Here is a 23,014-nt window from a genome sequence, read left to right as displayed (position 1 = left end):
GCTCGGGCCGCCGGTGATCAGTTGCCCTGACCCGGGCGGCCGGTGATGGCCAGCCGGTGGTTGCTCCGGGTGTGGACCGGACCGCGTGGCGTCGCCGGAGACGTTACCGGCGGTTGGCCGGCTTGTCAGCCGCCGTTCGGCCGTCGTCGTACCACCGGTAGTCGCCTGCTGGACGGTACGTGCCGTTCATCCAGGTCCCCGGGTGCTGCGCCACGCGGGCGAGCTTCTCGGCGGTGGCCGGGGTGATCCGGTTGCCCCCGGCCACGAGCAGGCGGTCCAGCTCGCGGTGGGTGGCCATGAGGCAGTCCTTCGGCAGGCCGTACACGCTGATGACGCCGGACCCGACGAAGGTCAGCACCGGCGTTACCGGGATGGGCAGCCCCACCGCCTGGGAGAGCACCTTGCTTGCCCGCTTGGCGTCCCGGCGTGCCTCGGCCACGTACGGCGGCCGCTTGCCGTTGATCTGCACCACGTCCCCCGCCACCAGCACCCGGGCGCGTCCGTGGTCGGCGATGGTCACCGCGAACAGGCCGCCCGGCCCGATCGCGAGGAACCCGGCCCGGTCGTCCTGGGACGGGTCGAGCAGGAGGTCCGTGGTGTCCGTGCGGGGCCACTCGATGACGTGCCACGCCGGCCCCAGATGGTCGAGCCGGCCCAGGGCGCGAGCCCCGGCCGCCTCCAACCGGCGGGCCCCCCGCTCGGCGCGTCGGCGCCGAGCCCACTCCAGGGGGCTCGGGCGGACCGGGTCGAGCACCCCGGAGGCTTCCGCCCTGGGGTGTGGCACCGCAACGGGCGGCAGTGCCCGTGCGGTGGGTGCGGCTCGACGTGCGGGAAAGACAGTCATCGCGACCTCCGGCAAAAGGTCCCTCGAAGTTATGTCCTCACTACCCTACGTTGCCATACCGGGTACCCGGCAAGTCGGAGCGCCGGAGTGAGTGTGGATGAATGCCATATTCATCCACAGACGTTTTACCGGATGCCGCCAAACCCTGCCCTACCCTTGGCCGAGTGACCCACTACGTGGACAGTGAAGTCGGCCGCCTCGGCACCGTGCTGCTGCACCGGCCGGGCCCAGAACTGGCCCGACTGACTCCCCGGAACAACGACTCGTTGCTGTTCGACGCTATCCCATGGGTCGGACGGGCACAGGAGGAGCACGACGCGTTCGCCGCCGAGCTGCGCGCCCGAGGGGTGGAAGTGCTCTACCTCGCCACCCTCCTCGCCGAGACCCTCGCCGTCGCCGAGGCACGCACCGAGATGACCGAACAGGTGCTCGGCTCGCCCCGGCTCGGCGACACCCTGCGCCGCCGGGTGGCTGACCACCTCGCCTACCTCGACCCCGCCGCCCTCGCCGACGTGCTCATCGCCGGGCTCGCCCACGAGGAACTGCGGCTCAGCAGGGAACGGCCGGGCGGGCTCGTCTACGCCCTGATGGACCGGCACGACTTCGTCATCGATCCCCTGCCCAACCTGCTGTTCACCCGCGACTCGTCACTGTGGGTCCGTGACCGGGTCGGGGTGACCAGCCTGGCCATGCCCGCCCGCCGAAGAGAGACGAGCATCACCGACGCGATCTACCGGCACCACCCGCGCTTCGTCGGCACGGAGTTCGTCTACCACCCCGGCTTGGAGCACCTGGAGGGCGGCGACGTGTTGCTGCTGGCCCCGGGCGTGCTCGCGGTCGGGGTGGGCGAGCGGACCACCCCGGCCGGCGCGGAACGGCTTGCCCGGCAGGTCTTCGCCGCCGGGCTGGCGCACACCATCCTGGTGGTCCCGATCGCCCAGGAACGCGCCACGATGCACCTGGACACCATCTGCACGATGGTCGACGTCGACGCCGTGCTGATGTACGCGAACGTGGCGAGCACCCTCGTCGCGTACACCGTGGTCGCCGGTCCGGACGGCGAGCCGCAGGTGGACGGCCCCGCGCCGTTCCTGCGGGCCGCCGCCGACGCGATGGACATCGACCAGCTCCGGGTGATCGACACCGGCCTCGACCCGGTCACCGCCGAGCGGGAGCAGTGGGACGACGGCAACAACACCCTCGCGATTGCCCCCCGGCTCTGCGTCGGCTACGAACGCAACACCGGGACCAACGCCCAGCTCGAACGGGCCGGCATCGAGGTGATCCCGATCGCCGGGTCCGAGCTGGGCTCCGGCCGGGGCGGCCCGAGGTGCATGTCCTGCCCCCTGGTCCGGGGGTAAGGAAGGGCCCCTTGTTAACGCATGACGTTGTACAGGGGGCCCTTCCTAACAGCCAGCTACCGAGACAGCACAGCTGCCGGCAGCGGCGCGGCTCAGCGCAGGGTGAGCTGCCGGCCGAGCAGGCCGTGCCGGGCGCGGCGGCCCGCCGCGTCCAGCGGCTCCTTCTCCGCCAGGGCCAGGGCCTCGGCGTAGCGCTCGGCGAACTCCCGCACCGGCTCCTCCCACTCGGCCGCCGGGACGTCCTCGGGCAGGTCCCAGACCGGCACGAGGCGGCCGTGCGCGCGGAACATGCCGGCGAACTTCGTGCTCCCATCGAGGGGCAGCGTGCCGGCGGCGCTCAGCCGGGCCAGCGCGTCCAGCGCGGCGTCCTCGTCCTCCGGGAGCACCCAGCGGACGTGTGCCTTCTCCGGCACCTGGCACCAGTACGCGGCCTGCGCCGCAGCCAGCCGCACGGTCGGGTAGATCGCCGCGTTGGCCCGCTCCAGCGACGCCTGGACGGTCGGGTCGTCGGCCGCCCCCGGGTCGAGCCAGAACTCGAAGCCCTCGTGCATGCTGATCTCCAGCGGCCCGTCGACCAGGATGTCCTGGAGCCGGGGGCCGGGGCCGGGCAGCGGCGGCACCGTGACCGTCTTGCCCGGCTCGGTACGCAGCGCGCACAGCAGCGCCTCGGCCAGGTCCCGGGAGACGTCACCGGACTGCTGGTGGCGCTGGAGCCCGACGAGGACCCGACCGTCCGCCTTGGTCATCACCGGGGCCGCCATCGGCAGCACGGTGGCCAGGGTGACCGGGCGGTCGCCGTGCTCCTCGACGAGTTCGGGGACGAGCCGCAGCGGCGCGGACGCGGCCGGGACCAGCTCGCGCAGGGCGATCCATTCCGGCTCGTCGGTCAGCCCCTCGAACGGTCGGGGCACGAAGACGTCCCGCACCTTCTCCCGCTTGGGGGTGACGTCGGCGGCCCGCTGGATCTTTCTACGCTTGCTCACGGCGAGACAGCCTAGAGCCCGCAGCCGGACCGGGTGGGGAGGACCCGCCCCGCACGGACGGCCCAGACCGGCCCGACGGCCGCCTCGGAGCCCGGCGCGGCCCAGCCGGCGACGGTGGCAGCCTCGGAACCCGGCTCGGCCCAGCGCGACGGGGGCGACCTCGGAACCCGGCGCGGTTCAGCCGGCGACGACGAAATCGGTGTGGGGCGTGGCGGCGGGGTCGAACTCGGCCCACACGCTCTGCCCGAGGCCGTCCCGGTCGACGCCCCATCGGCTGGCCAGGCCGGAGACGATGTGCAGGCCACGGCCGTCGACCGCGTCGGGGCTGGCGGCCCGGACCATCGGCCCCACGGCGGCCCCGCCGTCGGTGACCCGGAGACGGACGAACTGCCCGTCGGGGGTCTGGCGCAGCCGCCAGGCCACCCGGACGACCCCGCCGGGGAGCGCGTCGGCGTGCCGGGACGGCGTTGCCGACCAACTCGGCCAGGACGGCCACCAGGTCGGTCAGGAACGTCGGCGGCACGACGCCGGCGAGCTCGTCGGCCAGCCGATGCCGGGCCAGGCGCGCGCCGGTGGGGTCGTGCGGCACCACCACGCACCACGATCGCTCGACCGGCCCTTTCGCCACCGCCGCTCCCTCTCGCCTCGCTGCGCCCGGCCCTGCTGGTCCCCCGCCGCCCCGGCGGCCCTGCTCACCCGCGTGGCAGCCGGACCTCTGCGACGGTACCGCCACCTTCCCTCGGCCGGAGGGATACCCATCCATTCTGCTGTTCAACGATCCGGCGGACGAGATAGAGGCCGAGCCCCGCGCCCGGGTACCCCCGTCGGTCGCCGGTCTCGCCCTGCCAGAACCGGTCGAACGCCCGCTCGACATGCTCCGGCCGGATGCCGATGCCCCGGTCGCTGACCCGGAACGACACGGTCCGCTTGTCGCCGTCGGCGGTGATCTCGATCGGCGCGTCGGGCGGGGAGTACTTGTCGGCGTTGGTCCCCAGCTCGGTGAGCACCGTCGTCAGCGACTGCCGGCTGCCGATCGCCCTGGGCAGGCCGGCTGGCACGTTGAGGACGACCCGGCGGCGCAGGTCGGTGGGCAGGTCGGCGACGGCCGACCGGAGTGCGTCGCCGAGGTCGAACGGGACGGGCGGCTCACCGGGCCGGCCCTCGGTGGCCGAGGTGAGCAGCCGGTCGACCAGCCGGGCCAGTTCGTTGGCCCGCTGCCCGATGACGCGGGCGGCCTGCCGCCGGTCGGCGTCGGTCAGGGAGTCCCAGTGCTCGGTGAGGGTGTCCACGTACCCCTTGATGACGGTGACCGGGGTACGCAGCTCGTGGCTGGTCACCGCGACGAAGAGGTCGCGGTCCTGGTCGCGCAGCTGATGCACGGTGATGTCCCGGAAGGTGACGACGCGCAGCGCCCCCGGGCCGGGCAGCTCCCCCGAGGTGATCTTCAGCCAGCGGCCGTCGGGCAGCCGGTGGTCGAGAACCTGCCCGGACGGGGGGAGCGGGAACGGCAGTGGACGGTTCAGCGCCTCCGTGACCGACCGGCCGGTCACCTCGGCGGCGGCCGGGTTCCAGAGCCGGACGTGCCCGTCCCGGTCGACCACGGCGAGCCCGTCGGCCAGCGCCGCGACCACCGGGCCGTCGCCGTGCACCGGCAGGCCGCGCTGGTCGCTGTACATGTGGGCGATGCAGGAGGCGATGTACGCCACCACCTCGTGCTGCCCGCCGGCCCTCGAGTCGTCGTCCGGGTAGAACGCGTGCAGGCTGCCGACGGTCAGCCCGCCGATCTCGGCCCGGGCGGCCACCATCCGGCCCAGCCCCCGGTCGACCAGCTCGGCGCCGATCGGGCCCGGGATGCGGTCCACCCGGATGTCGCGGATCTTCGGGCCGGAGAGCAGGCAGACGGTGGCCGGGTCGGTGGGCGACACGGGCCGGCCGATGGTCCAATCGGCGTCCCCGGTCGCGGCGATCACCCGGCCGCCGGTGGGCGCGAACTCCACGAACGCGGTGCTGGTCGCCCCGATGGCGGACTCGACCACCTGGAGCAGCCGGGCGAGTACGGGCAGACCGGCTTCACCAGAGTTGATCATCTCGATAACCCTGCCATGGCCGGTTATCAGGGCGGCGAGGTCGGTGCGCTCCGGCATGCCCCGAGTCTGCCGCGCCGACCCGCTCCCCGACACCCCCGCGCGGTCGGCCGCGGCACCCACGCCGCCCGGCGGCCCCGCACGGTCGGCCTCCCGGCCCGGGCCGGGCGCGTCACCCGGTGAACCCGCCCGGCCGGGCGGCCGGATCGACAGTCGCCCCGGCCGGACCAGCCAGCGGACGACGCCGCCCCGCCGGCTCACGGGCCCCACAGCAGGAGCACATCGCCGCGCCGACGGACAGTTCCGCTCGGCGCGTTCATCGGCCCAGCCGGGCCAGCGCGCGCGCCGGCCGGTCGGTGATGATTCCGTCCACCCCGGCGTCGAGCACCAGGTCCAGCTCGGCGGGCTCGTTGACGGTCCAGACGTACACCTGGTGGCCGGCGGCCCGCAGCGCGGGCACCAGGCGCGGGCGGGCCCGGACCAGCTCGACTCCCGGCCCGGCGATGCGGGTGCCGAACGGTAGCCGGCCGAGCCGCAGCCAGCGCGGCAGCACCTCCAGAAGGAGCACCGTGGGCAGGCCGGGGGCGAGGTCGCGGACGCGGCGCACGGCCAGCGGCGAGAAGGACATCACGGTGACCCGGACCGGGGTGTCCGCGCGCGGCTCGGCCAGGCCGTAGCGGCGCAGCAGGGCCACCAGGCGGCGCTCCACGTGCCCGCCGTACCGCGAGGGGTGCTTCGTCTCGATCAGCAGCCGCACCGGGCGGCCGGCGGCCAGTACGGCGTCGAGTAGCCGCTCCAGGGTGAGCAGCCGGGTGTGCGACTCGTCGGGCGGCTCGTCGGCGCCGGGCGGCACGCAGCCCGGGTGCCAGGAACCGAAGTCCAGCGCCTCCAGCTCCGCAAGCGTGCGGACGCTGACCAGGCCGGTGCCGTTGCTGGTCCGGTCCAGCCGCCGGTCGTGGACGCAGACCAGGTGCCCGTCCCGGGTCAGCCGGACGTCGCACTCCAGCCCGTCGGCACCCTCGTCGAGGGCCCGCAGGTACGCGGCGAGGGTGTGCTCCGGCAGGTCGGCCGAGGAGCCGCGGTGCGCGAAGACCAGGGGATCACCCATGCCCGTCGCTCTCAGATGACCTGGCCCGGCCTGCCGTCCCCGTCCACGACGGGGCGCCCGACGGCCGCCCACTGGCGCATCCCGCCGTCGGCGTTGCGCACCTGGTCCCACCCGTTGTTCAGCAGGTACGCCACCACCTGCGCGGAGCGTCCGCCGGAGCGGCAGATGACCGCGACGTCCCGGTCGGTGGGCACCTCGGCCATCCGGGCGGGCAGCTCCATCATCGGCAGGTGGTGGGCGCCGGGGGCGTGCCCGGCGGCCCACTCGTCGTCCTCGCGGACGTCGAGCAGGTAGATGTCGTCGGTGATCTTGGTCACGGGCACGGTGGGAACCTGGGGTCCGAACACGGTCACCAAGCCTAGAGCCTCGCCCGCCCGGCCGGTCGGGGGCGTGCGGATCAGGGCTGATCGGGTGGAATCGGCAGGTCACAGACGAGTGACCCAGCGCGGGTTGGCCTGGGCCCAGGCGGGCATCCGGGCGCTCCGGACCGCCGCGAAGAGAGCGGTCCCCCCGCCGTCCAGCACGACGTACGAGATGCCGTCGATGGTCTGCGGGCGGGAGGGGACCTGTACGCCCGTCAGCGCGTCCGGGGGGAGGTCCCGGAGGGTGAGCAGCAGCTCCTCCAGGGGCACCCCGTTGGTGTCGACGGTCAGCGACGCGCCGACCGCCCGGATGAGCCGGTCGAGCCGCACCGGGTCGCGGCGCAGGTTCGTCTCGCCGGCCCGGTCCAGCATCGCTCGCAGGAGCTGCTGCTGGTGGCGCTGCCGGTCGTAGTCGCCGCCGGGCAGGTCGTAGCGCTGGCGAACGTAGTCCAGCACCCGCGCGCCGTCCATCTCCTGGCAGCCGGGGCTGAACAGCGTCCCGGTGTGGATCGAGCGCACCTTGGTGTCGACGCACATGCGGACCCCGCCGAGCAGGTCGATCACCTGCCGCAGCCCGGCGAAGTCGATCAGGGCGGCCCCGTCGAAGCGCAGGTCGGTGAGCCGGGTGAGGGTGGCCGAGAGGAGCTGGACGCCGGACTCGCCGCCGCCACCGTGCTCGTACGCCGCGTTGATCTTGTCGCTGCCGCCGCCGTAGCCGTTCGGCCCGGGCGGGATGTTGACCAGCAGGTCGCGGGGGAACGAAACCACGTATGCCCGTTTCGTGTCGGCCGGCACGTGCACCACCAGGATGGCGTCCGAGCGCTGGTCGTCGCCGGCCGCGCCGGGTCGCCGGTCCGAGCCGACGAGGAGGTAGTTGAGCTCGCCGTCGAGATTCGTCCGGTCGCGCCGGGCGTCCGCGTCGAGCAGTTGCTCCCGGGCCACCGTGCGCTCGTAGCGGTGGCCGAGCGCCTTGAGCCCGACCACCGCGCCAGCGGCCAGCAGCGCCAGGGCCAGGCCGACCCCGAGCAGGATCCGGCTCCATCGGGGTACGCGCCGACGGGCCGGCTGGCGCCGCCCCTGTCCGGTTCCCCCTGACCTGGCCGTGACGCCCCCCGCTGCCGTAGTGAGATCTACTCACAACAGGCTACGGGGGGCGGTGGGGTCGCGGGGCGGCTTTGCCCAGGTCAGGGGCCAGGTCGGCCGGCTACTTGCGGGTCGACAGGACGCTCGGGTTGGCGTACACGAACTCGGCGAGCTTGTCGTTCTTGATCGCCTGGAACATCTCCATGGTCTGGGGGCTCAGCGACTCCTTGGTTCCCTCGGCGTTCGCGTGGAACGTGCCGCCGTTGGTCCGCAGCATGGTCAGGTCGTTCCCGGTGACCCCGCGCATCGTGTAGATGAAGTCGACGATCGGCACCCCGCCGGTGTCCAGCACGAACGCCTTGCCGGCCGCCTTGATCAGCCCGTTGAGCTTCACCGGGTTGGTCAGCGTGCCGTTCTCGGTCGCCTTCTTCGCCATCGCCTTGATGAGCTGCTGCTGGTTTTGCTGCCGATCGTAGTCGCTGTTCGGCAGGCCGTAGCGCTGCCGGGCGTAGTCGAGGGCGGCCCAGCCCTTCATCTCCCGGCAGCCCTTCTTGTGCACCACCGGGGTCATCGGCTTGCCGGTCTTCTTCGCGTCGGCGTTCCACATCGGTTTGCCGTCGACGTACGACATGTGGTGCGACTTGACCTGGTGGCTCACGCAGATCCGTACGGTGCCGAGGGCGTCGATGACGCCCTTGAACCCGCCGAAGTTGATGATGGCCGCGCCGTCGAAGCTGATCCCCGTCATCCTCTTGATCGTCTGCGCCATCAACTGCGCGCCGCCCTCCCAGCCGCCGCCGTTGCGGGCACCCGCCTGGAACGCCGCGTTGATCTTGTCGGACCCGCCGCCGTAGCCGCTCTTCTTGAACGCCGGGATCTGCGCCTCGGTGTCGCGCGGGATGGAGATCAGGTACGCCTGGTCGTGCGAGGCGGGGATGTGCAGCACGATGATGGTGTCCGCCCGGACGTCGTCGGCGGCCCAGCGCTCGCGGGCGTCCACGCCCAGCAGCAGCATGTCGATGGGGCCGTCCAGGCTCGCGCCGCCCTCGGCGTCGGACTTGCCGGCGTCGCCGAGCAGGTTGCGCTGGGCGATGCTGCCGGTGGCCTGGCTGATGAGTGCCTTGCTGCCCACGATGGCGACCCCGCTGGTCATCATCAGCATCGCGCCGAAAACGATGGTGAGGCGGGCCCACAGCGGGTCCTTGCGGCGCTTCCGCTTGCGGGCGGGGGGATCGACGGGGGGTCGACCGCCGCTGCGGGGCTGCGCCGGGATGGCCGACGGAACCCGTGCGACCGCGCCGACGGGCTCCTGCGACGGAGGGCGACGGCTGGTATGAACCGGCATGCGTGCTCCAGCTCGCGTGATCGGGGGGCGGGACCACTGTACGTACCGCTTCCCGTTAAGGCGAGTTCGTCGTACGGCTATTCGCAGTTATCCTGATGGTTGCCTGCGGAATTGGCCCGAACGGCCAGCCGAAAGCAGCCAGTCGGCGGAAGGGCACCCGGTGGAACGGGGTCCGACCGTCGACCGACGCTGACGTATGTCGAAGTAACGACCGCTCGAATGGCCCTCCGTTACTACCCGGAGGTTCCCGCCGGCGGGTTGGCCTTCACCCACGCGGCCATCGTGTCCGCCGACATGGCCTGGTACATGGCCAGGGCCTTCTCCCGGTCCGAAACCACCACCGACTCGCCGTTGATCGTGTCGCTGCCCGAGTTCGGGCTGGTGACGAAGATCAGGTTCTCCCCGCGCAGGCTGCGGAACTGTAGCGCCATGTCGACCAGCGAGAAGCTCTGGTCCACGGTGACCGCGTCCGTCACCGACTGGAGGAACGCGTTGAGCTTCTTCGGGTTGGTCAGCGTGCCCGTGCTGGCCGCCTTGTCCATCAGTGCCTTGAGGAACTCCTGCTGGTGGCGCATGCGCGCGAAGTCGCCGTCCGGGAACTGCTTGCGCTGCCGGATCCAGTCCAGCGCCTCGGTGCCGTTCATGTGCATGGTGCCCTTGGTGAACTTGCGGAACGGCTTGTGGATCGAGGTGATCGACCGCTCCACCTTCAGGTCCACCCCGCCGAGCGCGTCGGTGACCTGCTTGAACCCGGCGAAGTCGATCGCCATCACGTTGTCGATGCGTACGTCGGTGAAGCACTCCACCGTCTTCACCGCGAGCGGCAGGCCGCCGAACGCGAACGCGGCGTTGATCTTCGCCCGCTGGCCCGATCCGCAGTCGGCCTGGGCGTTCTGCGGGATCGGCACGTACAGGTCGCGGGGGATGGAGACGAGGTAGGCGGACTTGTGGTCGGCCGGGATGTGCATGACGATGATCGTGTCGGCCCGCCACTGGCTCTGCTGGTCCACCGGGGCGTCCGGGTCCCGCGAGTCGCTGCCGACCAGCAGGATGTTCAGCGCCCCCTCCACCGCCTTCGCCGGCCGGCCACCGGTCAGCTCCGAGAACGGGTCGGTGCGGGCCAGGTCCTGGTTGAGGTTGCGGGTGTAGAACCACGCCCCGGCCCCACCGAGCAGCGCGAGGACGAGCACCGCCACGCCGGCCACCAGGCCGATCCGGCCCCACCTCGGGCGCGGCCCGCGCCCGCCGGCCCGCCGGGGAGCGCCCGGCCCGCCGGGCCCACCCGGGCCGCTGGGGCCGTCCGATCCGCCGAAACCGCGGCCCGGGGGGCGGTCGTCGTGTGCGGGGTACCACTGGGCCCCGGGTACGCGGGCGCGCCCCGAGCCGCTCTGGCCGGGGCCGGGCACGGGGGCACGCCCGGCGCTGCGACGCAGGTAGGGGAGCGGGACGCCGGCGGAAGCGGTCGCTGACATGTACCCGAGGGTACGTAGCCCCGTCGAGAGTCGCCCTCAACCGCAGGTCGGCCGGCGGGCCGCGCCGCGCCGAGCGGTTACCCTAGCCGCTCGCGGAAGTGCTCGATCGTGCGTCGGAGGCCGTCTTCGGGCGCCACCGAAGGCTCGTATCCGAGCAGTTCACGGGCGAGGGTGAGGTCGGGCCGGCGCATCTCGGGGTCATCGGCTGCCCGGGTGACGTACGTCACCTCGGAGTCGCTACCGGAGAGTGACACGATCAACTCGGCCAGTTGCCGCATCGTCAACTCGTGCTCCGTGCCGCAGTTCACCGGGCCGGTCTCCGTCGAGTCGAGCAGCAGCAGGATGCCGCGAACCAGGTCCTCGACGTAGCAGATCGACCGGGTCTGGTTGCCGGTGCCGTGCACGGTGATGGGCTCGCCGCGCAACGCCTGGGAGATGAACGTCGGGATGGCCCGGCCGTCGTCCGGCCGCATCCGCGGGCCGTACGTGTTGAAGATCCGCACGATCGCGGCGTCCAGCCCCCGGTACCGGTGGTACGCCATCGTGGCCGCCTCGGAGAACCGCTTCGCCTCGTCGTAGACGCTGCGTACGCCGATCGGGTTGACGTTGCCCCAGTACGTCTCGCGCTGTGGGTGCTCCTTCGGGTCCCCGTACGCCTCGGACGTGGAGGCCATCAGGAACCGGGCGCCGTCGGCGACCGCGCGGTCGAGCAGGTGCAGGGTGGCCACCGACCCGACCCGGAGGATCTCCACCGGCAGGGTGGCGAAGTCGGTGGGGCTGGCCGGGGAGGCCATGTGCAGGATCGCGTCGAACCGCTCGGCCAGCGCCGGGTGGTGGGTCGGCAGGCCGTCGGAGATGTCCGCCTCGACCAGCGTGAAGTTGCGCTTGTCGTGCAGGTGGGCGATGTTGTCCTTGGACCCGGTGACGAAATTGTCCAGCGCCACCACCGCGCAGCCACGGGCGACGAGGGAGTCGACCAGGTGCGACGGCACGAAGCCGGCGCCGCCGGTGACGAGGACACGGTGACCGGGACCGAAGCGCGGGGCGACCTTCATGCCGACCAGCCTATACAGGCACGAGAGGTAAGGAAGGGCCCCCTGTTAACGCGAAACGTTGTACAGGGGGCCCTTCTTAACAGCTCGGCCGGTGCGGGGCCGAGCGGGACCAGGTCAGTGCGCGCCGGCGCCCGTGAGGGAGCGCACCTCCAGTTCGGCGTACTTCTCCTCGTCGCTCTCCTTGGAGATCATCGTGCCGATCCACCCGCACAGGAACCCGAACGGGATGGAGAGGATGCCCGGGTTGGAGAGCGGGAACCATTGCCAGTCGTGGTCCGGGAACATCGACGTCGGTGCCCCGGAGACGACCGGCGAGAAGAACACCAGCAGCACTGCGGAGAGCAGGCCGCCGTAGATCGACCAGACCGCGCCGGAGGTGTTGAACCGCTTCCAGAACAGGCTGTACAGGATCGCCGGCAGGTTGCCCGAGGCGGCCACCGCGAATGCGAGCGCGACCAGGAATGCCACGTTCAGGCTCTGCGCGTAGATCGACAGGGCGATCGAGACCGCGCCGATGACCAGCGCCGAGATGCGGGCCACCCGGACCTCCTGGCGCTCCGACGCCTGCCCGTTCTTGATGACGTTGGCGTAGAAGTCGTGTGCCAGGCTGGACGACGAGGCCAGGGTGAGCCCGGCGACCACCGCCAGGATGGTGGCGAAGGCCACCGCCGCGATGATCGCCAGCATGGTCGCGCCGCCGAGGTCGCCGCCGAGGAATTCGATGCCCAGGGCCTCGGCGAGCTGCGGCGCGGCGGTGTTGCCGGCCTTGTCCTGCGCGGTGATCGCCGGGCCGCCCACCAGGGCCGCCGCGCCGAAGCCGAGGGCCAGGGTGAGCAGATAGAACGAGCCGATGATGCCGATCGCCCAGAGCACGCTCTTACGGGCCGCCTTGGCGGTCGGCACGGTGTAGAAGCGGATCAGGATGTGCGGCAGGCCCGCCGTGCCGAGCACCAGCGCGATGCCGAGCGAGAGCAGGTCGACCTTGTTGTAGAACGTCTGCGTCGCGTTCCCGGCCACCTCGACGCCGTAGCGCAGGCCGGGTTCGAGGAAGGCGCTGCCCTTGCCCGAGCTGGCGGCGGCGTCGCCGAGCAGCGACGACAGGTTGAACTTGTACTTCGCCAGCACCAGCAGGGTCATCACCAACGCGCCGGACATCAGCAGGAACGCCTTGACGATCTGGACGTACGTGGTGCCCTTCATGCCGCCCACGGTGACGTAGACGATCATCAGGGCGCCGACCATGATGATCGTGGCGACCTTCGCGGTGTCGGCGTCCATGCCGAGGAACGTGGTGCCCGGCTTGATGCCCAGTAGCAGCGCCACCAGCGCGCCCGCGCCGACCATCTGGGCCAGCAGGTAGAAGATCGACACGGTGATGGTGGAGACCGCCGCCGCCGTGCGGACCGGCCGCTGGCGCATCCGGAAGGCCAGCACGTCCGCCATCGTGTACCGGCCCGAGTTGCGCAGCAGTTCGGCGACGAGCAGCAGCGCCACCAGCCAGGCGACCAGGAATCCGATCGAGTAGAGGAAGCCGTCGTAGCCGTAGAGGGCGATGATGCCGGCGATGCCGAGGAACGACGCGGCCGACATGTAGTCGCCGCCGATCGCCATGCCGTTCTGGAAGCCGGAGAAGGACCGCCCGCCCGCGTAGTAGTCGGTGGCGGTCTTGGTCTGCCGGCTCGCCCAGATGGTGATGGCCAGGGTCACCGCCACGAACGCCAGGAACAGCGTGATGGTGAGGTTGCGGGCGGTGCCGCCGCCTGCCTCAGCCGCGAGGACCGTGTACATGGGTCACCTCCCCCATCTCGGCGCGGATCCGGTCGGCGATCGGGTCGATCCTGCGGTCGGCGAACCGGGAGTAGAGCCAGGCGATCAGGAACGTCGAGACGAACTGGAGCAGGCCGAAGATCAGGGCGACGTTGATGTTGCTGCCGAACAGCCTCGTGCCCATGAAGTCCCGCGCGTACGCGGAGAGGATCACGTAGAGCGCGTACCAGAGGAAGAACGCGACGGTCATCGGGAAGATGAAGCCGCGCAGTGCGCGACGCAACCCGGCGAACTCGTCCGACCGCTGCACGGCGAGGTACCGGTCTGCCGTGGACGCGGCCGGAGCCGGCGTCTCCGGTTCGGTCGGTGCGTCCGACGGGGGTGTGTCCGTGGACATCTGTGGATCACCACCTTCACAGGCGTAGGAGTTTCGCGCACGGTAGAAACCGCGCCCCCTGCCCGGGAAGAACGTGGGTCGACCACGGTCCCCACCTGCGCCGAGCGGTCGCCTGTCTGCGCTGAGTGACCTAGGTCACTCCGTTCACCGGTAGTGACTCGTCGCCGCTGGCCCGCCCCGCCCGGTCGCCGCCCCGCCCGGTCGCCGCTTGCCCGCCCGGTCGCCCCGTTGGGGCGAGCCGGCAGGGCGGTAGCCGCACCGGTCGCCGCCACCGGTCGCCGGCTGTCAGCTCAGTTCGTGGTACCGGCCTCGGTAGTGCAGCAGCGGGACGCTCTCCTCCCTCAGGCTGATGCACTCGATGGTGGCCTCGACGAGCAGCGCCCAGCCGTACTCGCGGGCGGTGTCGAGCCGGCACCCGGCCCAGCCGGCGGCGTCGGCGGGAACCGGCCCGTACTCGGTTTCGGTCCAGGCGTCGGTGGCGAAGAGCCCGCCCGGCGACGGGAACAGGCCGGCGAACCGGTCGGCGAGCTGCCGGTGCGGTGGGCCCAGCGGCGTGACGGCGAACCGCCCCGCCGCCCCGACCGCCGCCCACAGATCCGACTCCGCGTCGATCAGGCCCAGTAGCCGGTCCGGTTCACCCTCGGCGACCAGCGTGGAGGAGACGGTCAGGCCGGCGGGGCCCGGCGCGGTCCACAGGGTGACCGGTGCGGCGAGGCGGCCGCGCAGCCGCCGCGCCGGGGACTTCTGCCCGGCCGGTACGGCGAACGGGTCGACGTGGTGGATCTTGGCACCCGGCTCTTGATTCACGTGAAACATTCTGCCCGTCCCGCCGTCCACGGGCTGTCGGTCGGCCCTCGACACCGGCCCGGATCCGGTCGACGGGTACGGGTCGGGCCGACCGGCAGGACGTGTCGCTCCACGCCTGGCCGGGCGGGTCGATCATCGCCCGACCGGGAACAGGCTCCGCGTTCGACCCGGGGGCGGGATCACTCGTCGGAGCGCAGGGAGCGGCGGGCGGCGGCCAGCACCTCTGGGTCGGTGCAGCCGGCGGCGTACCCGGCGATCCGGCGGCTGATGTCCCGCCCGAGCAGCCAGCCTCCGATCCGGTGCGCGACGGGGCGCAGAAAGGCCGGCCGGCACCGGAAGTGGTACCGCCAGGTGGCGACCGACGTGCCCGGCTGCGGGCCGGGCGCGAACCGCCACCCGCCCGCGAACATCTCGAAGAACCACGGGCCCCGAACCATCTTCATCCCGACGTGGCTCGGTGGCGCGAAGGAGACGTACTCGCTGACCATGGTCAGGCCGTGTCGGGAACGGGTGACCGTGCGTACACCCTTGCCGGGGCGCGTGGCCCCGTCGGCGAAGTGTTGCTCGCGGACGAACGGGTCCCAGCGATACCGCACCGGCGCGACGGTCTGCGACACCGCGAAGGCCAACTCGGGCGGCACCGGCACGATGATCACCGACTCGACGACAGGCATCCGCCCATTGTGCCGCCACCCGCCACCCGCCAGCCCGAGCACGAGCAGCTAGTGCGTCGCCATGACGCGGGGGACAACGCGTCGAACCCCCCGCTCGTTGAACGCGTGGAGCGCGTCCCGCAGGTGGTCCTTCAAGCCCGCTGTGCCGAGCGCGGGCCGCTGACCAGGCCGAGCGCGGGCCGCTGACCAGCCGAACGCGTACCGCTGACCAGGCCGAACGCGAGCCACCAACGGCCGATGACAAGCCGCTTCGAACAGGACGGAACGAGATGCCGCTTTCCGCCGACGACCGTGTCGCGATCCACGAACTCGTCGCCCTGCACGGGCACCTGATGGACGACGGTGCCTTCGACCGACTGTCAGAGCTGTTCACCGACGACGTCGCCTACGACGTCACCGCGTACGGGTTCGGTGTCCTGCGGGGGCACGAGGCGATCACCGAGGCGGCGCGCGCCCTGGGCGACGGAAACCCGCTCGGCCACCACGTCACGAATGTCGTGGTCGTCGAGGACCCGGACGGCACCGTCCGGGCCCGCTCGAAGGGGCTCGGCGTGCAGGCCGACGGCTCCCTGGGCACCGTGGTCTACGAGGACGTGGTGCGGCGTGCGGCGACCGGCTGGCGGATCGACCGGCGGAGGGTGGTCCCCCGGCGCCGTCCACTGCACCCCTGAGGCGGGCGTGGCGGCGGGGCGTGCGGGGCGCTCCTATCGTTTCGGGTATGAGTCCCGTGACGCCGCAGCAGCTCGCTCAGGCCCGTGTCGTGGCCGCCGACGCCGTACTCCGCAACGAGGTGGACTTTCGGGGCTACCCGCACCGGCACCTCGCGGTCGCCGCCCGCCCGCGTCTCACGAGCAGCGGCGTCACCCAGCTCATGGAGGCCGTCGAGTACCTTTCCCACTACGGGTGGGACCTGGTCAACGCCAGCTCCGTCGGCAACAGCAGCCTGTTCTACGCCTTCCTGCGTCGCCGCTGAGCAGCGCCGGTCAGGCACGCTCCGCGCAGGCACGCCCCGCGCAGTGCCGTGGCTCAGCGGCGCGGGGTAATGGCCGTCAACAGCTCGGGGGTCCGCCGGTCCAGCACGTCCCCGGCGAGGTACGCGCCGAGCAGCGCCGCGCCCAGCCCGTACGCGAGGCCCAGCGGCGGGGCCAGCCAGAGCCAGGCGTCGCCGAGCAGCGCCGCCGCGACCACCATCGGCACGCTCGCCGCCGCCGCGCCGAGCATCGACAGCAGGGCGAGGAAGCTCTTCGCGACCCCCGCCCCGCTGTTCATCGCGAACGGGTTGCTCGTCTCCGGCAGCGAGTACGCCCCCAGCACCGAGACGAAAGCGCTGATCGCCAGCCCCGCCCCGTACGAGGCGACCAGGCTGCCCGCCATCACGCCCAGCCACGTCGGCCGGCCCAGCACCATCCCCAGCAGGACCGCGACGACGCCGAGCATCGGCAGCACGTACACCGAGAACGCGGCCATCCGGGCCAGCAGCTCCAGCCGGCCGGACACCCCGGCGACCACGTTGGCCGCGTACGCGCTGCCGTCGAAGCCGAACTGGTTGGCCAGGGTCACCGAGGCGAGTGCCCCGACGACGACCATCGAGAGGCTGACCAGCATCGGGGAGGAGTTGGGGGCGGCGAGTTCCGTCCCGTCTCCGGTCGAGAAGCTCGCCCCGCCGAAGTTGACCATCACCGGCACGAAGATGCCGACCACCGCGATGGTGATCAGGTTGGCCCGCCGTCGGGCGTCCCGCCACCAGTAGCGACACTCCCGGGCCACCAGCGCGCCGAACCGGTCCCGCCGCGCCCAGCCGACCGCCCAGGGGAAGAGCTGCCCGACCGCCCCACTGCGGGCCCCGGCCGGGCCGGTGCCGGCCCTCGTCGGGCCACTGCGGGCCTTGGCCGGGCCGCCGCCGGCCGCGCCGACCATGGCCGACTCCAGCGATCGGGACCACCACCACAGCAGCGCGCCGATCGTCAGCGCGGTGACCAGCAGCTTCACCGGCACGGCCCAGGCCCGCCCCTCGGCCACGTCGACACCGACGGTCCACGGCGCGCCGAACGGGGTCCAGCCGACAATCCGCGCCACCCCGGTCAGTCGGTCCCAGTCGGCCTGCCGAACGGCAGCCAGCGCCACGATCTGCAACGGGCCGAGCAGCGCGGCCAGCACCGCCAGCAGCACGGCCGCCAGGTCGCGTACCCGACGGGACCGCAACATGGTGGCGAAGGCGCTGGTCATCGCCCGGCTGGCCGCGACGCAGAGCAGCAGCCCGGCGACCACCCCGACGGCCGCGACGAGCGCCGCCGCCGCGCCGCCGAGCAGGCCCGAGGCGAGCACCAGCCCGCCGGCCGCGATCAGCGCGGCCACCGCCGGGACGCTGACCAGCGCGGCGGCGAACAGGCCGGTGACCAGGGTGCGGCGGGACAGCGGCAGCAGGGCGAACCGGGCCGGGTCGAGTGTCTCGTCCACGCCGAAGAAGACCAGCGGCAGCAGTAGCCAGCCGAGCACCAGCAGACCGCCGCCGAACGCGGCGGTCATCAGCGCGTACGTCGGCTCGTCGGCCAGCCCGGGTGCGGCCAGCAGGAAGAATCCGGTGCCGGCGAACCAGAGCCCGGCGATCACGCTGCCCGCGAACATGGCGACCCGCCAGCCCTGGCCCCGGAAGCTGTTGCCCATCACCCGCAGCTTGAGCCGGACGAAGTGTCGGGCCGAAACCGGGCGGACCCGCTCGACCGCCGGCCCGTCGGGGCTGGTCACCTGGCCGGCCGTGCCGCCGCCTTCCCGCCCGCCCGAGCTGGTCACCGGGAGAGCCACGCCAGCTCCTCGCCGGTCGCGGTGCGCCCGCCAACCACCTCGACGAACACGTCCTCCAACGAGCGGTCCCCGCGCACCTCGTCTAGGGTGCCGACCCGCTTGATCGTCCCCTGGGCGAGGATCGCGACGTGCGAGCAGAGCCGCTGGACGACCTCCATGACGTGGCTGGAGAAGATGACCGTCCCGCCGCCGACGACGTAACGGTGCAGGATGTCCCGGATGAGGGCCGCCGACACCGGATCGACCGCCTCGAAGGGCTCGTCGAGCACCAGCAGCCGGGGCCCGTGCAGCAGCGCGCAGGCCAGGCCGATCTTCTTCTTCATGCCGGCGGAGTAGTCCACCACCAGGGTCCGGCCGGCGTCACCGAGGGCGAGCACGTCGAGCAGTTCCGCCGCCCGCTGGTCGACCACCGCCGGGTCCATGCCGCGCAACAGACCGTGGTACGCCAGCAGCTCCGCCCCGCTGAGCCGGTCGAACAGCCGTACGCCGTCCGGCATCACGCCGAGAAGCTGCTTCGCGCGGACGGGGTCGGCCCACACGTCGTGCCCGAGCACCCGGGCACCGCCCGCGTCGGGGCGCAGCAGCCCGACCGCCATGGACAGGGTGGTGGTCTTGCCGGCCCCGTTGGGGCCGAGTAGCCCGTAGAACGAGCCGGCTGGCACGTCGAGGTCTACGCCGGCCACCGCCACCTTGCCGTCGAACTGCTTGGCGAGGCCACGCAGCACGAGTGCGGGGTGCTCATCAGTCATGTATCGACCGTATCCAACGTGGTCATCGCCCGCTTCCGCCAGGGCAGACCTCCGTCTCCTCCCCGAGGAGGGGACGGCTCGCCCGCCTCCCCGGCCGCCTCGCTCCCCGCCCGCCTCCCCCAGTCGGCCCGCTGGGGCGGTCCGGGGGGTGAGAAGGGCACCCTTCTCTACCGTAGGCGTTAAGAAGGGGCCCTTCCTTCAGCAAGGAGCGCTTCGGGGAAGTGCAGGCGCAGCATGGTGCCGGCCACGTCGGGCGGCAGCCGCCGCCGGGACGCCACCGATACCGCGATCATCACCGTGAACGCGAGCGGGACCGTCCATGCGGCCGGCTGCGCGGTGAGCGTGGCCGGCCAGCCGGACAGCGGCGGACCGAGCACCGTGACCAGCACCGCGCCGATCGCCGCCCCGCCGCCGGCCAGCACCCCGGCGGCAGCGCCCACGTCGGTCAGCCTCCGCCACCAGATGCCGAGGACCAGCAGCGGGCAGAAGCTGGACGCGGCGACCGCGAAGGCCAGCCCGACCACCTGGGAGACGTCCATCCCCGAGACGTTCAGCGCGAGCACCGCCGGCACCCCGCCGGCGATGATCGTGGCCAGCCGGAAGCCGCGCACCGAGCCGCGCCCCAGCACGTCCGTGGAGATCACCCCGGCCACGCTGGTGAGCAGCCCGGACGAGGTCGACAGGAACGCGGCGAACGCCCCTGCGGCGACCAGCGCGGCGAGCAGCCGGCCGGTCGTGGAGTCGCCCAGCGCCGCCCCGGGCAGCAGCACCACCACCGCGTCGGTCTGCCCGGTGATCAGTAGCTGCGGGGTGTAGATCCGGCCCAGCACCCCGTACAGGGTGGGCAGCAGGTAGAACGCGCCGACCAGGGCCAGCACCACCAGCGTGGTGCGCCGGGCCGCCGCGCCGTCGGGATTGGTGTAGAACCGCACCAGCACGTGCGGCAGACCCATGGTGCCCAGGAAGGTGGCCAGGATCAGCGAGTACGTGGCGAACAGTCCCCGGTCGTCGTCCCCGGCCGCGCTGGGCAGCAGCCAGTCGGCCGCGTCGGTGGCCGTGCCGGAGACCTGCGGCACCGGGTCGCCGGCGGCGAAGTCGAGCCGGTCGCCGGGGCGTACCTCCCGGATGTCGCCGTCGGGCATGGTGAGGGTCGCGCGGTGCTCGACCACGACGGTGGTCGCGGTCCGGAACGCCGGCCCGTCGGGCGGGGTCACCGCCGGGCGGGCGTCGGCCTGCCACTGCAACACCAGGAAGATCGCGGGTACGGCGAGCGCGGTCAGCTTCAGCCAGTACTGGAACGCCTGGACGAAGGTGATCGCCCGCATTCCGCCCAGCGCCACGTTGGCGGTGACCACCACCGCTACCACGATCGCGCCGACCGGGTACGCCGCCCCGGTCAGCGTGGCCAGGGTCAGCCCCGCCCCCTGGAGCTGCGGCACCAGGTACAGCCAGCCGATGAAGATCACGAACCCGGTGGCGAGGGTACGCAGCCGGCGCGAGCCGAGCCGCAGCTCGCAGAAGTCCGGCAGGGTGAACGCCCCGGAGCGGCGCAGCGGCGCGGCCACGAACAGCAGCAGGGCCAGGTAGCCGGCGGCGAAGCCCACCGGGTACCAGAGCACGTCCACGCCGTACTTGAGGATCATCCCGGCGACGCCCAGGAAGCTCGCGGCCGACAGGTACTCCCCGCCGATCGCGGCGGCGTTCCAGGTCGGGCTGACCGAGCGGGAGGCGACCAGGAAGTCGGAGGTGGTCCTCGCCAGCCGCAGCCCGTAGAAGCCGATCCCGACGGTGACCAGGGTGACCGCGACGAGCGCGGGGACGACGTATTCGTTGCCCATCTCAGCGCTCCGGCCGCTGGACCAGGTCGGTGAAGTCCTGCTCGTTGCGCTCGGCCAGCCGCACGTACGCCCACCCGACCGCGATCAGGAACGGGAAGGAGACCAGCCCCAGCAGCAGCCAGGGCAGGTTCACCCCGAACACGGTGACCCGGCCGACCGAGGGCGCGATGGCGAACAGCCAGGGCAGGCCGCCCAGCCCGATCAGCACCACGAGGCTCAGGCGCAGCGCCAGCGCGAGCTGGGCCCGGACCAGGCCCCGGACCAGCGCCTCGCCGACGCGGGTCTGCTGGGCCAGTTCGGCGCGGGCCCGGTCGGCGTCGGGCTCCCGGCGGGACACCTCGGCCAGCACGATCCGGGTCCGGCCGTGCGCGGTCGGTGCGCCGCCCGTTCCCGCAGCCGCGGTTTCGCCGGCCGTCCAGTCCGGCGTCTCGTTCCGGACCGGTGGCCGGGGTGCCGGTACGGAATCGTCGGGTGCGGCCACCCCGGCAGTCTCGCCCGATCAGCGGGATTGTCAAGACCGGTAGGCGGCGCGACCCCTGCGCCGCTGCGGGTCACCTGTTCCAGCAGCCCACGGGGGGCGGTGCGTCGAGCAGCGCCGGCACGAGCAGGTCGCGGGCGGTCGCCCGGCCCAGGTTGGCGGTCCGGACGTCGTCGGCCGGCAGACTGGCGGCGATGTCCCGCAGCGCGCAGGAGCGAAGCTGCTCGGGCAGTCGGGCCAGCGCAGGCGCCGCGTCGGCCGACAGCCCAGACAGGTACGACACGTCGATCCTGCCGGTCTGCCGGTACCGGTCGACGTTGTGTTCGGCGACCAGCCGGTCCGGGTTCACGGCGGCCAACCCGAGCAGGGCGAGCACCGCCGTACCCACCACCAACGCGGGCAACCGGCCCGCCCGTAGCAGCACCACGGCCACCCCGACCAGCACGAACAGGGCCCCGAGCCACAGTTCGACGGTGGCCACCACCAGGCGCAGCCGGGTCGCCCCGTACGCGTCGGCGTAGACCTGCATACGGTAAAGCGCCGAGGCGACGACGACCAGGCTGAGCGCGGTGAGCGTGCCGAGCAGGACGCGGATCAGGACCCGGTCGGCACGGGTGGCGCGGGGTGCCCAGCGGATCGCACCGGCGATCACCAGCAGGGTCAGCGCGGAGACCGCGAGCAACTGCCAGAACCCACCACGGGCGTACTGGGCATAGCTGAGGCCGGCGGTACGCAGCACGTGGGCGGAGCCGCCGAACAGCACGGTGAGTTGCACCAGCACGAAGGCGGCGAAGAGCACGTCGAGCAGGGCCAGCGGCACGGCCCACTCCAGCCGGCGGACGGGCCTGGCCGGGGCGGTCCGCAGCCTGTCCGGGTCGGCCGGTGCGACCACCAGGTACGCCGCGCCGAGCAGCCCGCCACCGATCAGGGCGAGGCGGAACAGCCAGCCGACCCCGCCGCCGGGGGACACCGTCGGCAGCAGGCCGGCGAGCAGGTCGGCGAAGACCGCGTCGGCGGAGGAGAGGAGCAGGCCGAAGACGAGCAGCAGCCCCACCGAGGCGGCGACGGTGGCGAGCGCGCGCCGCAGCGTCGAAGGGGCCGGGCCGAGGCGGCGGGCTCCCCGCACCGCCCAGGGCAGCGCCCGGAACGGGGCGATCGGGGTGAGCAGGACGGCGGCCAGCATGCCGAGCGGCGTCCGGGCACCCACCATCGCGAGCGCTCCGGTGACCACGGCGGCCAGCAGGCAGAGAGTGAAGAGCCAGCCGGCGGCCCGGACGTACCCGACCGAGACGAGGGCGATGGTCGCGGCGGCCCAGAGCACCCGGGCGGCCCGCCCCGGCGCCCCCGTGGCGTCGGGACGGGCCGGCCCTGTGGCGTCGGGACGAGCTGGCCCCGCTGTGGCCTCGACGGCCGGGGGCGTGGCAGGGGCAGGGACCGGGGTGGCCGGGACGGCAGGGGAGGGGGACGCCGTCGCCAGGGCGGCAGTGGAGCGGGCCGCCGTCACCAGGGCGGCAGTGGCGACGAGTGTGGCGAGCAGCCAACCGAGGCCGGGGCGGTCGAACGGGACGATCGAGGCCGCGACGGTGGCGGCAACGGCCACCGCGCCGAGCACGACGGGCCGGGCATCTCCAGCCGGCCCCCGTGACGCCTTCAGATCTTGGTACGAATGGTCCCTCACGGGGGCCGGCGATGACGCCGCCGTCTTGTACGAAGAGCTCGTGGCGGGCTCGGGATGGCGCGCAAGGGTGGGGGCGGGAGGTGGCTCTGCCGCGCCGGTGGATGGCGATATGTCGCCTTTATCGGTC

General features: G+C 72.7%; 21 protein-coding genes and 1 pseudogene. 3 read left to right on the top strand and 19 right to left on the bottom strand.

From position 1 onward, the window contains the following. Positions 1 to 103 precede the first annotated feature (103 nt). Positions 104 to 844 (bottom strand): hypothetical protein, encoded by a 741-nt coding sequence (locus tag MCAG_RS14525; protein ID WP_007073737.1) that lies wholly within the window; start codon positions 842 to 844, stop codon positions 104 to 106. Between the two features lie 164 nt (positions 845 to 1,008). Here MCAG_RS14525 and MCAG_RS14520 point away from each other — a divergent pair, with 164 nt between their 5' ends. Next, a complete protein-coding gene (locus tag MCAG_RS14520) occupies positions 1,009 to 2,205 on the top strand; it encodes an arginine deiminase (protein ID WP_036373463.1) in 1,197 nt (398 codons plus the stop codon). 92 nt (positions 2,206 to 2,297) lie between these two features. Here the strand turns inward: MCAG_RS14520 and MCAG_RS14515 are convergent, their stop codons facing one another. The 13 genes and pseudogenes from MCAG_RS14515 to MCAG_RS14455 form a co-directional block, all read right to left on the bottom strand. After that, a complete protein-coding gene (locus MCAG_RS14515) occupies positions 2,298 to 3,188 on the bottom strand; it encodes a DUF5926 family protein (RefSeq protein ID WP_036373461.1) in 891 nt (296 codons plus the stop codon). A gap of 177 nt (positions 3,189 to 3,365) precedes the next feature. After that, positions 3,366 to 3,783 (bottom strand): annotated as a pseudogene (locus tag MCAG_RS14510) (ATP-binding protein). A gap of 97 nt (positions 3,784 to 3,880) precedes the next feature. Next, positions 3,881 to 5,332 carry an ATP-binding protein gene (locus MCAG_RS14505; RefSeq protein ID WP_007073733.1) on the bottom strand — a complete coding sequence of 484 codons (1,452 nt, stop codon included), beginning with the start codon at positions 5,330 to 5,332 and terminating at the stop codon, positions 3,881 to 3,883. 256 nt (positions 5,333 to 5,588) lie between these two features. Next, positions 5,589 to 6,380, bottom strand: coding sequence for a glycerophosphodiester phosphodiesterase family protein (locus MCAG_RS14500; RefSeq protein ID WP_036373458.1), 792 nt, complete (start codon positions 6,378 to 6,380; stop codon positions 5,589 to 5,591). Positions 6,381 to 6,391: 11 nt separating this feature from the next. Beyond that, positions 6,392 to 6,727 carry a rhodanese-like domain-containing protein gene (locus MCAG_RS14495; protein WP_007073731.1) on the bottom strand — a complete coding sequence of 112 codons (336 nt, stop codon included), beginning with the start codon at positions 6,725 to 6,727 and terminating at the stop codon, positions 6,392 to 6,394. A 78-nt stretch (positions 6,728 to 6,805) separates the two neighbouring features. After that, entirely contained in the window at positions 6,806 to 7,726 is a 921-nt protein-coding gene (locus MCAG_RS14490; RefSeq protein ID WP_198141568.1) for an LCP family protein, read from the bottom strand. A gap of 220 nt (positions 7,727 to 7,946) precedes the next feature. Beyond that, entirely contained in the window at positions 7,947 to 9,170 is a 1,224-nt protein-coding gene (locus tag MCAG_RS14485) for an LCP family protein (RefSeq protein ID WP_007073729.1), read from the bottom strand. A 233-nt stretch (positions 9,171 to 9,403) separates the two neighbouring features. Next, positions 9,404 to 10,642 (bottom strand): LCP family protein, encoded by a 1,239-nt coding sequence (locus MCAG_RS14480; protein ID WP_007073728.1) that lies wholly within the window; start codon positions 10,640 to 10,642, stop codon positions 9,404 to 9,406. A 77-nt stretch (positions 10,643 to 10,719) separates the two neighbouring features. Further along, a complete protein-coding gene (locus MCAG_RS14475) occupies positions 10,720 to 11,697 on the bottom strand; it encodes an NAD-dependent epimerase/dehydratase family protein (protein ID WP_007073727.1) in 978 nt (325 codons plus the stop codon). A 114-nt stretch (positions 11,698 to 11,811) separates the two neighbouring features. Beyond that, a complete protein-coding gene (locus MCAG_RS14470) occupies positions 11,812 to 13,485 on the bottom strand; it encodes a cation acetate symporter (protein WP_007073726.1) in 1,674 nt (557 codons plus the stop codon). Then, positions 13,463 to 13,861 (bottom strand): DUF485 domain-containing protein, encoded by a 399-nt coding sequence (locus MCAG_RS14465; protein WP_007073725.1) that lies wholly within the window; start codon positions 13,859 to 13,861, stop codon positions 13,463 to 13,465. Before MCAG_RS14465 ends, MCAG_RS14470 begins: the two co-directional genes overlap by 23 nt. A 285-nt stretch (positions 13,862 to 14,146) precedes the next feature. After that, complete coding sequence (locus MCAG_RS14460) at positions 14,147 to 14,677, bottom strand: flavin reductase family protein (RefSeq protein ID WP_036373456.1); 531 nt, start codon at positions 14,675 to 14,677, stop codon at positions 14,147 to 14,149. Between the two features lie 170 nt (positions 14,678 to 14,847). Next, positions 14,848 to 15,342 carry an SRPBCC family protein gene (locus tag MCAG_RS14455; RefSeq protein WP_036373453.1) on the bottom strand — a complete coding sequence of 165 codons (495 nt, stop codon included), beginning with the start codon at positions 15,340 to 15,342 and terminating at the stop codon, positions 14,848 to 14,850. 269 nt (positions 15,343 to 15,611) lie between these two features. On the opposite strand from MCAG_RS14455, the gene MCAG_RS14450 reads away from it, so the two are divergent. Then, the gene (locus MCAG_RS14450) at positions 15,612 to 16,013 is read left to right on the top strand and encodes a nuclear transport factor 2 family protein (RefSeq protein ID WP_007073722.1); all 402 of its coding nucleotides are present in this window, start codon (positions 15,612 to 15,614) and stop codon (positions 16,011 to 16,013) included. A 47-nt stretch (positions 16,014 to 16,060) separates the two neighbouring features. Then, complete coding sequence (locus MCAG_RS14445; RefSeq protein ID WP_036373450.1) at positions 16,061 to 16,315, top strand: hypothetical protein; 255 nt, start codon at positions 16,061 to 16,063, stop codon at positions 16,313 to 16,315. 53 nt (positions 16,316 to 16,368) lie between these two features. Here the strand turns inward: MCAG_RS14445 and MCAG_RS14440 are convergent, their stop codons facing one another. The 5 genes from MCAG_RS14440 to MCAG_RS14420 form a co-directional block, all read right to left on the bottom strand. Beyond that, positions 16,369 to 18,087, bottom strand: a complete 1,719-nt coding sequence (locus MCAG_RS14440) for a hypothetical protein (RefSeq protein WP_007073719.1) — start codon at positions 18,085 to 18,087, stop codon at positions 16,369 to 16,371. Positions 18,088 to 18,128: 41 nt separating this feature from the next. Next, positions 18,129 to 18,893: an ABC transporter ATP-binding protein gene (locus tag MCAG_RS14435; protein WP_007073718.1), complete on the bottom strand. Its 765-nt coding sequence runs from the start codon at positions 18,891 to 18,893 to the stop codon at positions 18,129 to 18,131. Positions 18,894 to 19,072: 179 nt separating this feature from the next. After that, positions 19,073 to 20,731, bottom strand: a complete 1,659-nt coding sequence (locus tag MCAG_RS14430; protein WP_007073717.1) for a cation acetate symporter — start codon at positions 20,729 to 20,731, stop codon at positions 19,073 to 19,075. Between the two features lies 1 nt (position 20,732). Then, complete coding sequence (locus MCAG_RS14425; RefSeq protein WP_050778184.1) at positions 20,733 to 21,083, bottom strand: hypothetical protein; 351 nt, start codon at positions 21,081 to 21,083, stop codon at positions 20,733 to 20,735. 199 nt (positions 21,084 to 21,282) lie between these two features. Beyond that, positions 21,283 to 22,809 (bottom strand): DUF4153 domain-containing protein, encoded by a 1,527-nt coding sequence (locus MCAG_RS14420; protein ID WP_232290175.1) that lies wholly within the window; start codon positions 22,807 to 22,809, stop codon positions 21,283 to 21,285. Positions 22,810 to 23,014: the final 205 nt, after the last annotated feature.

Origin of the sequence: Micromonospora sp. ATCC 39149, from assembly GCF_000158815.1 — a bacterium.
Lineage (GTDB): Bacteria > Actinomycetota > Actinomycetes > Mycobacteriales > Micromonosporaceae > Micromonospora.
Note: the sequence above shows the minus strand (reverse complement) of the source record. Positions and strands in the feature narration are given on the sequence as shown.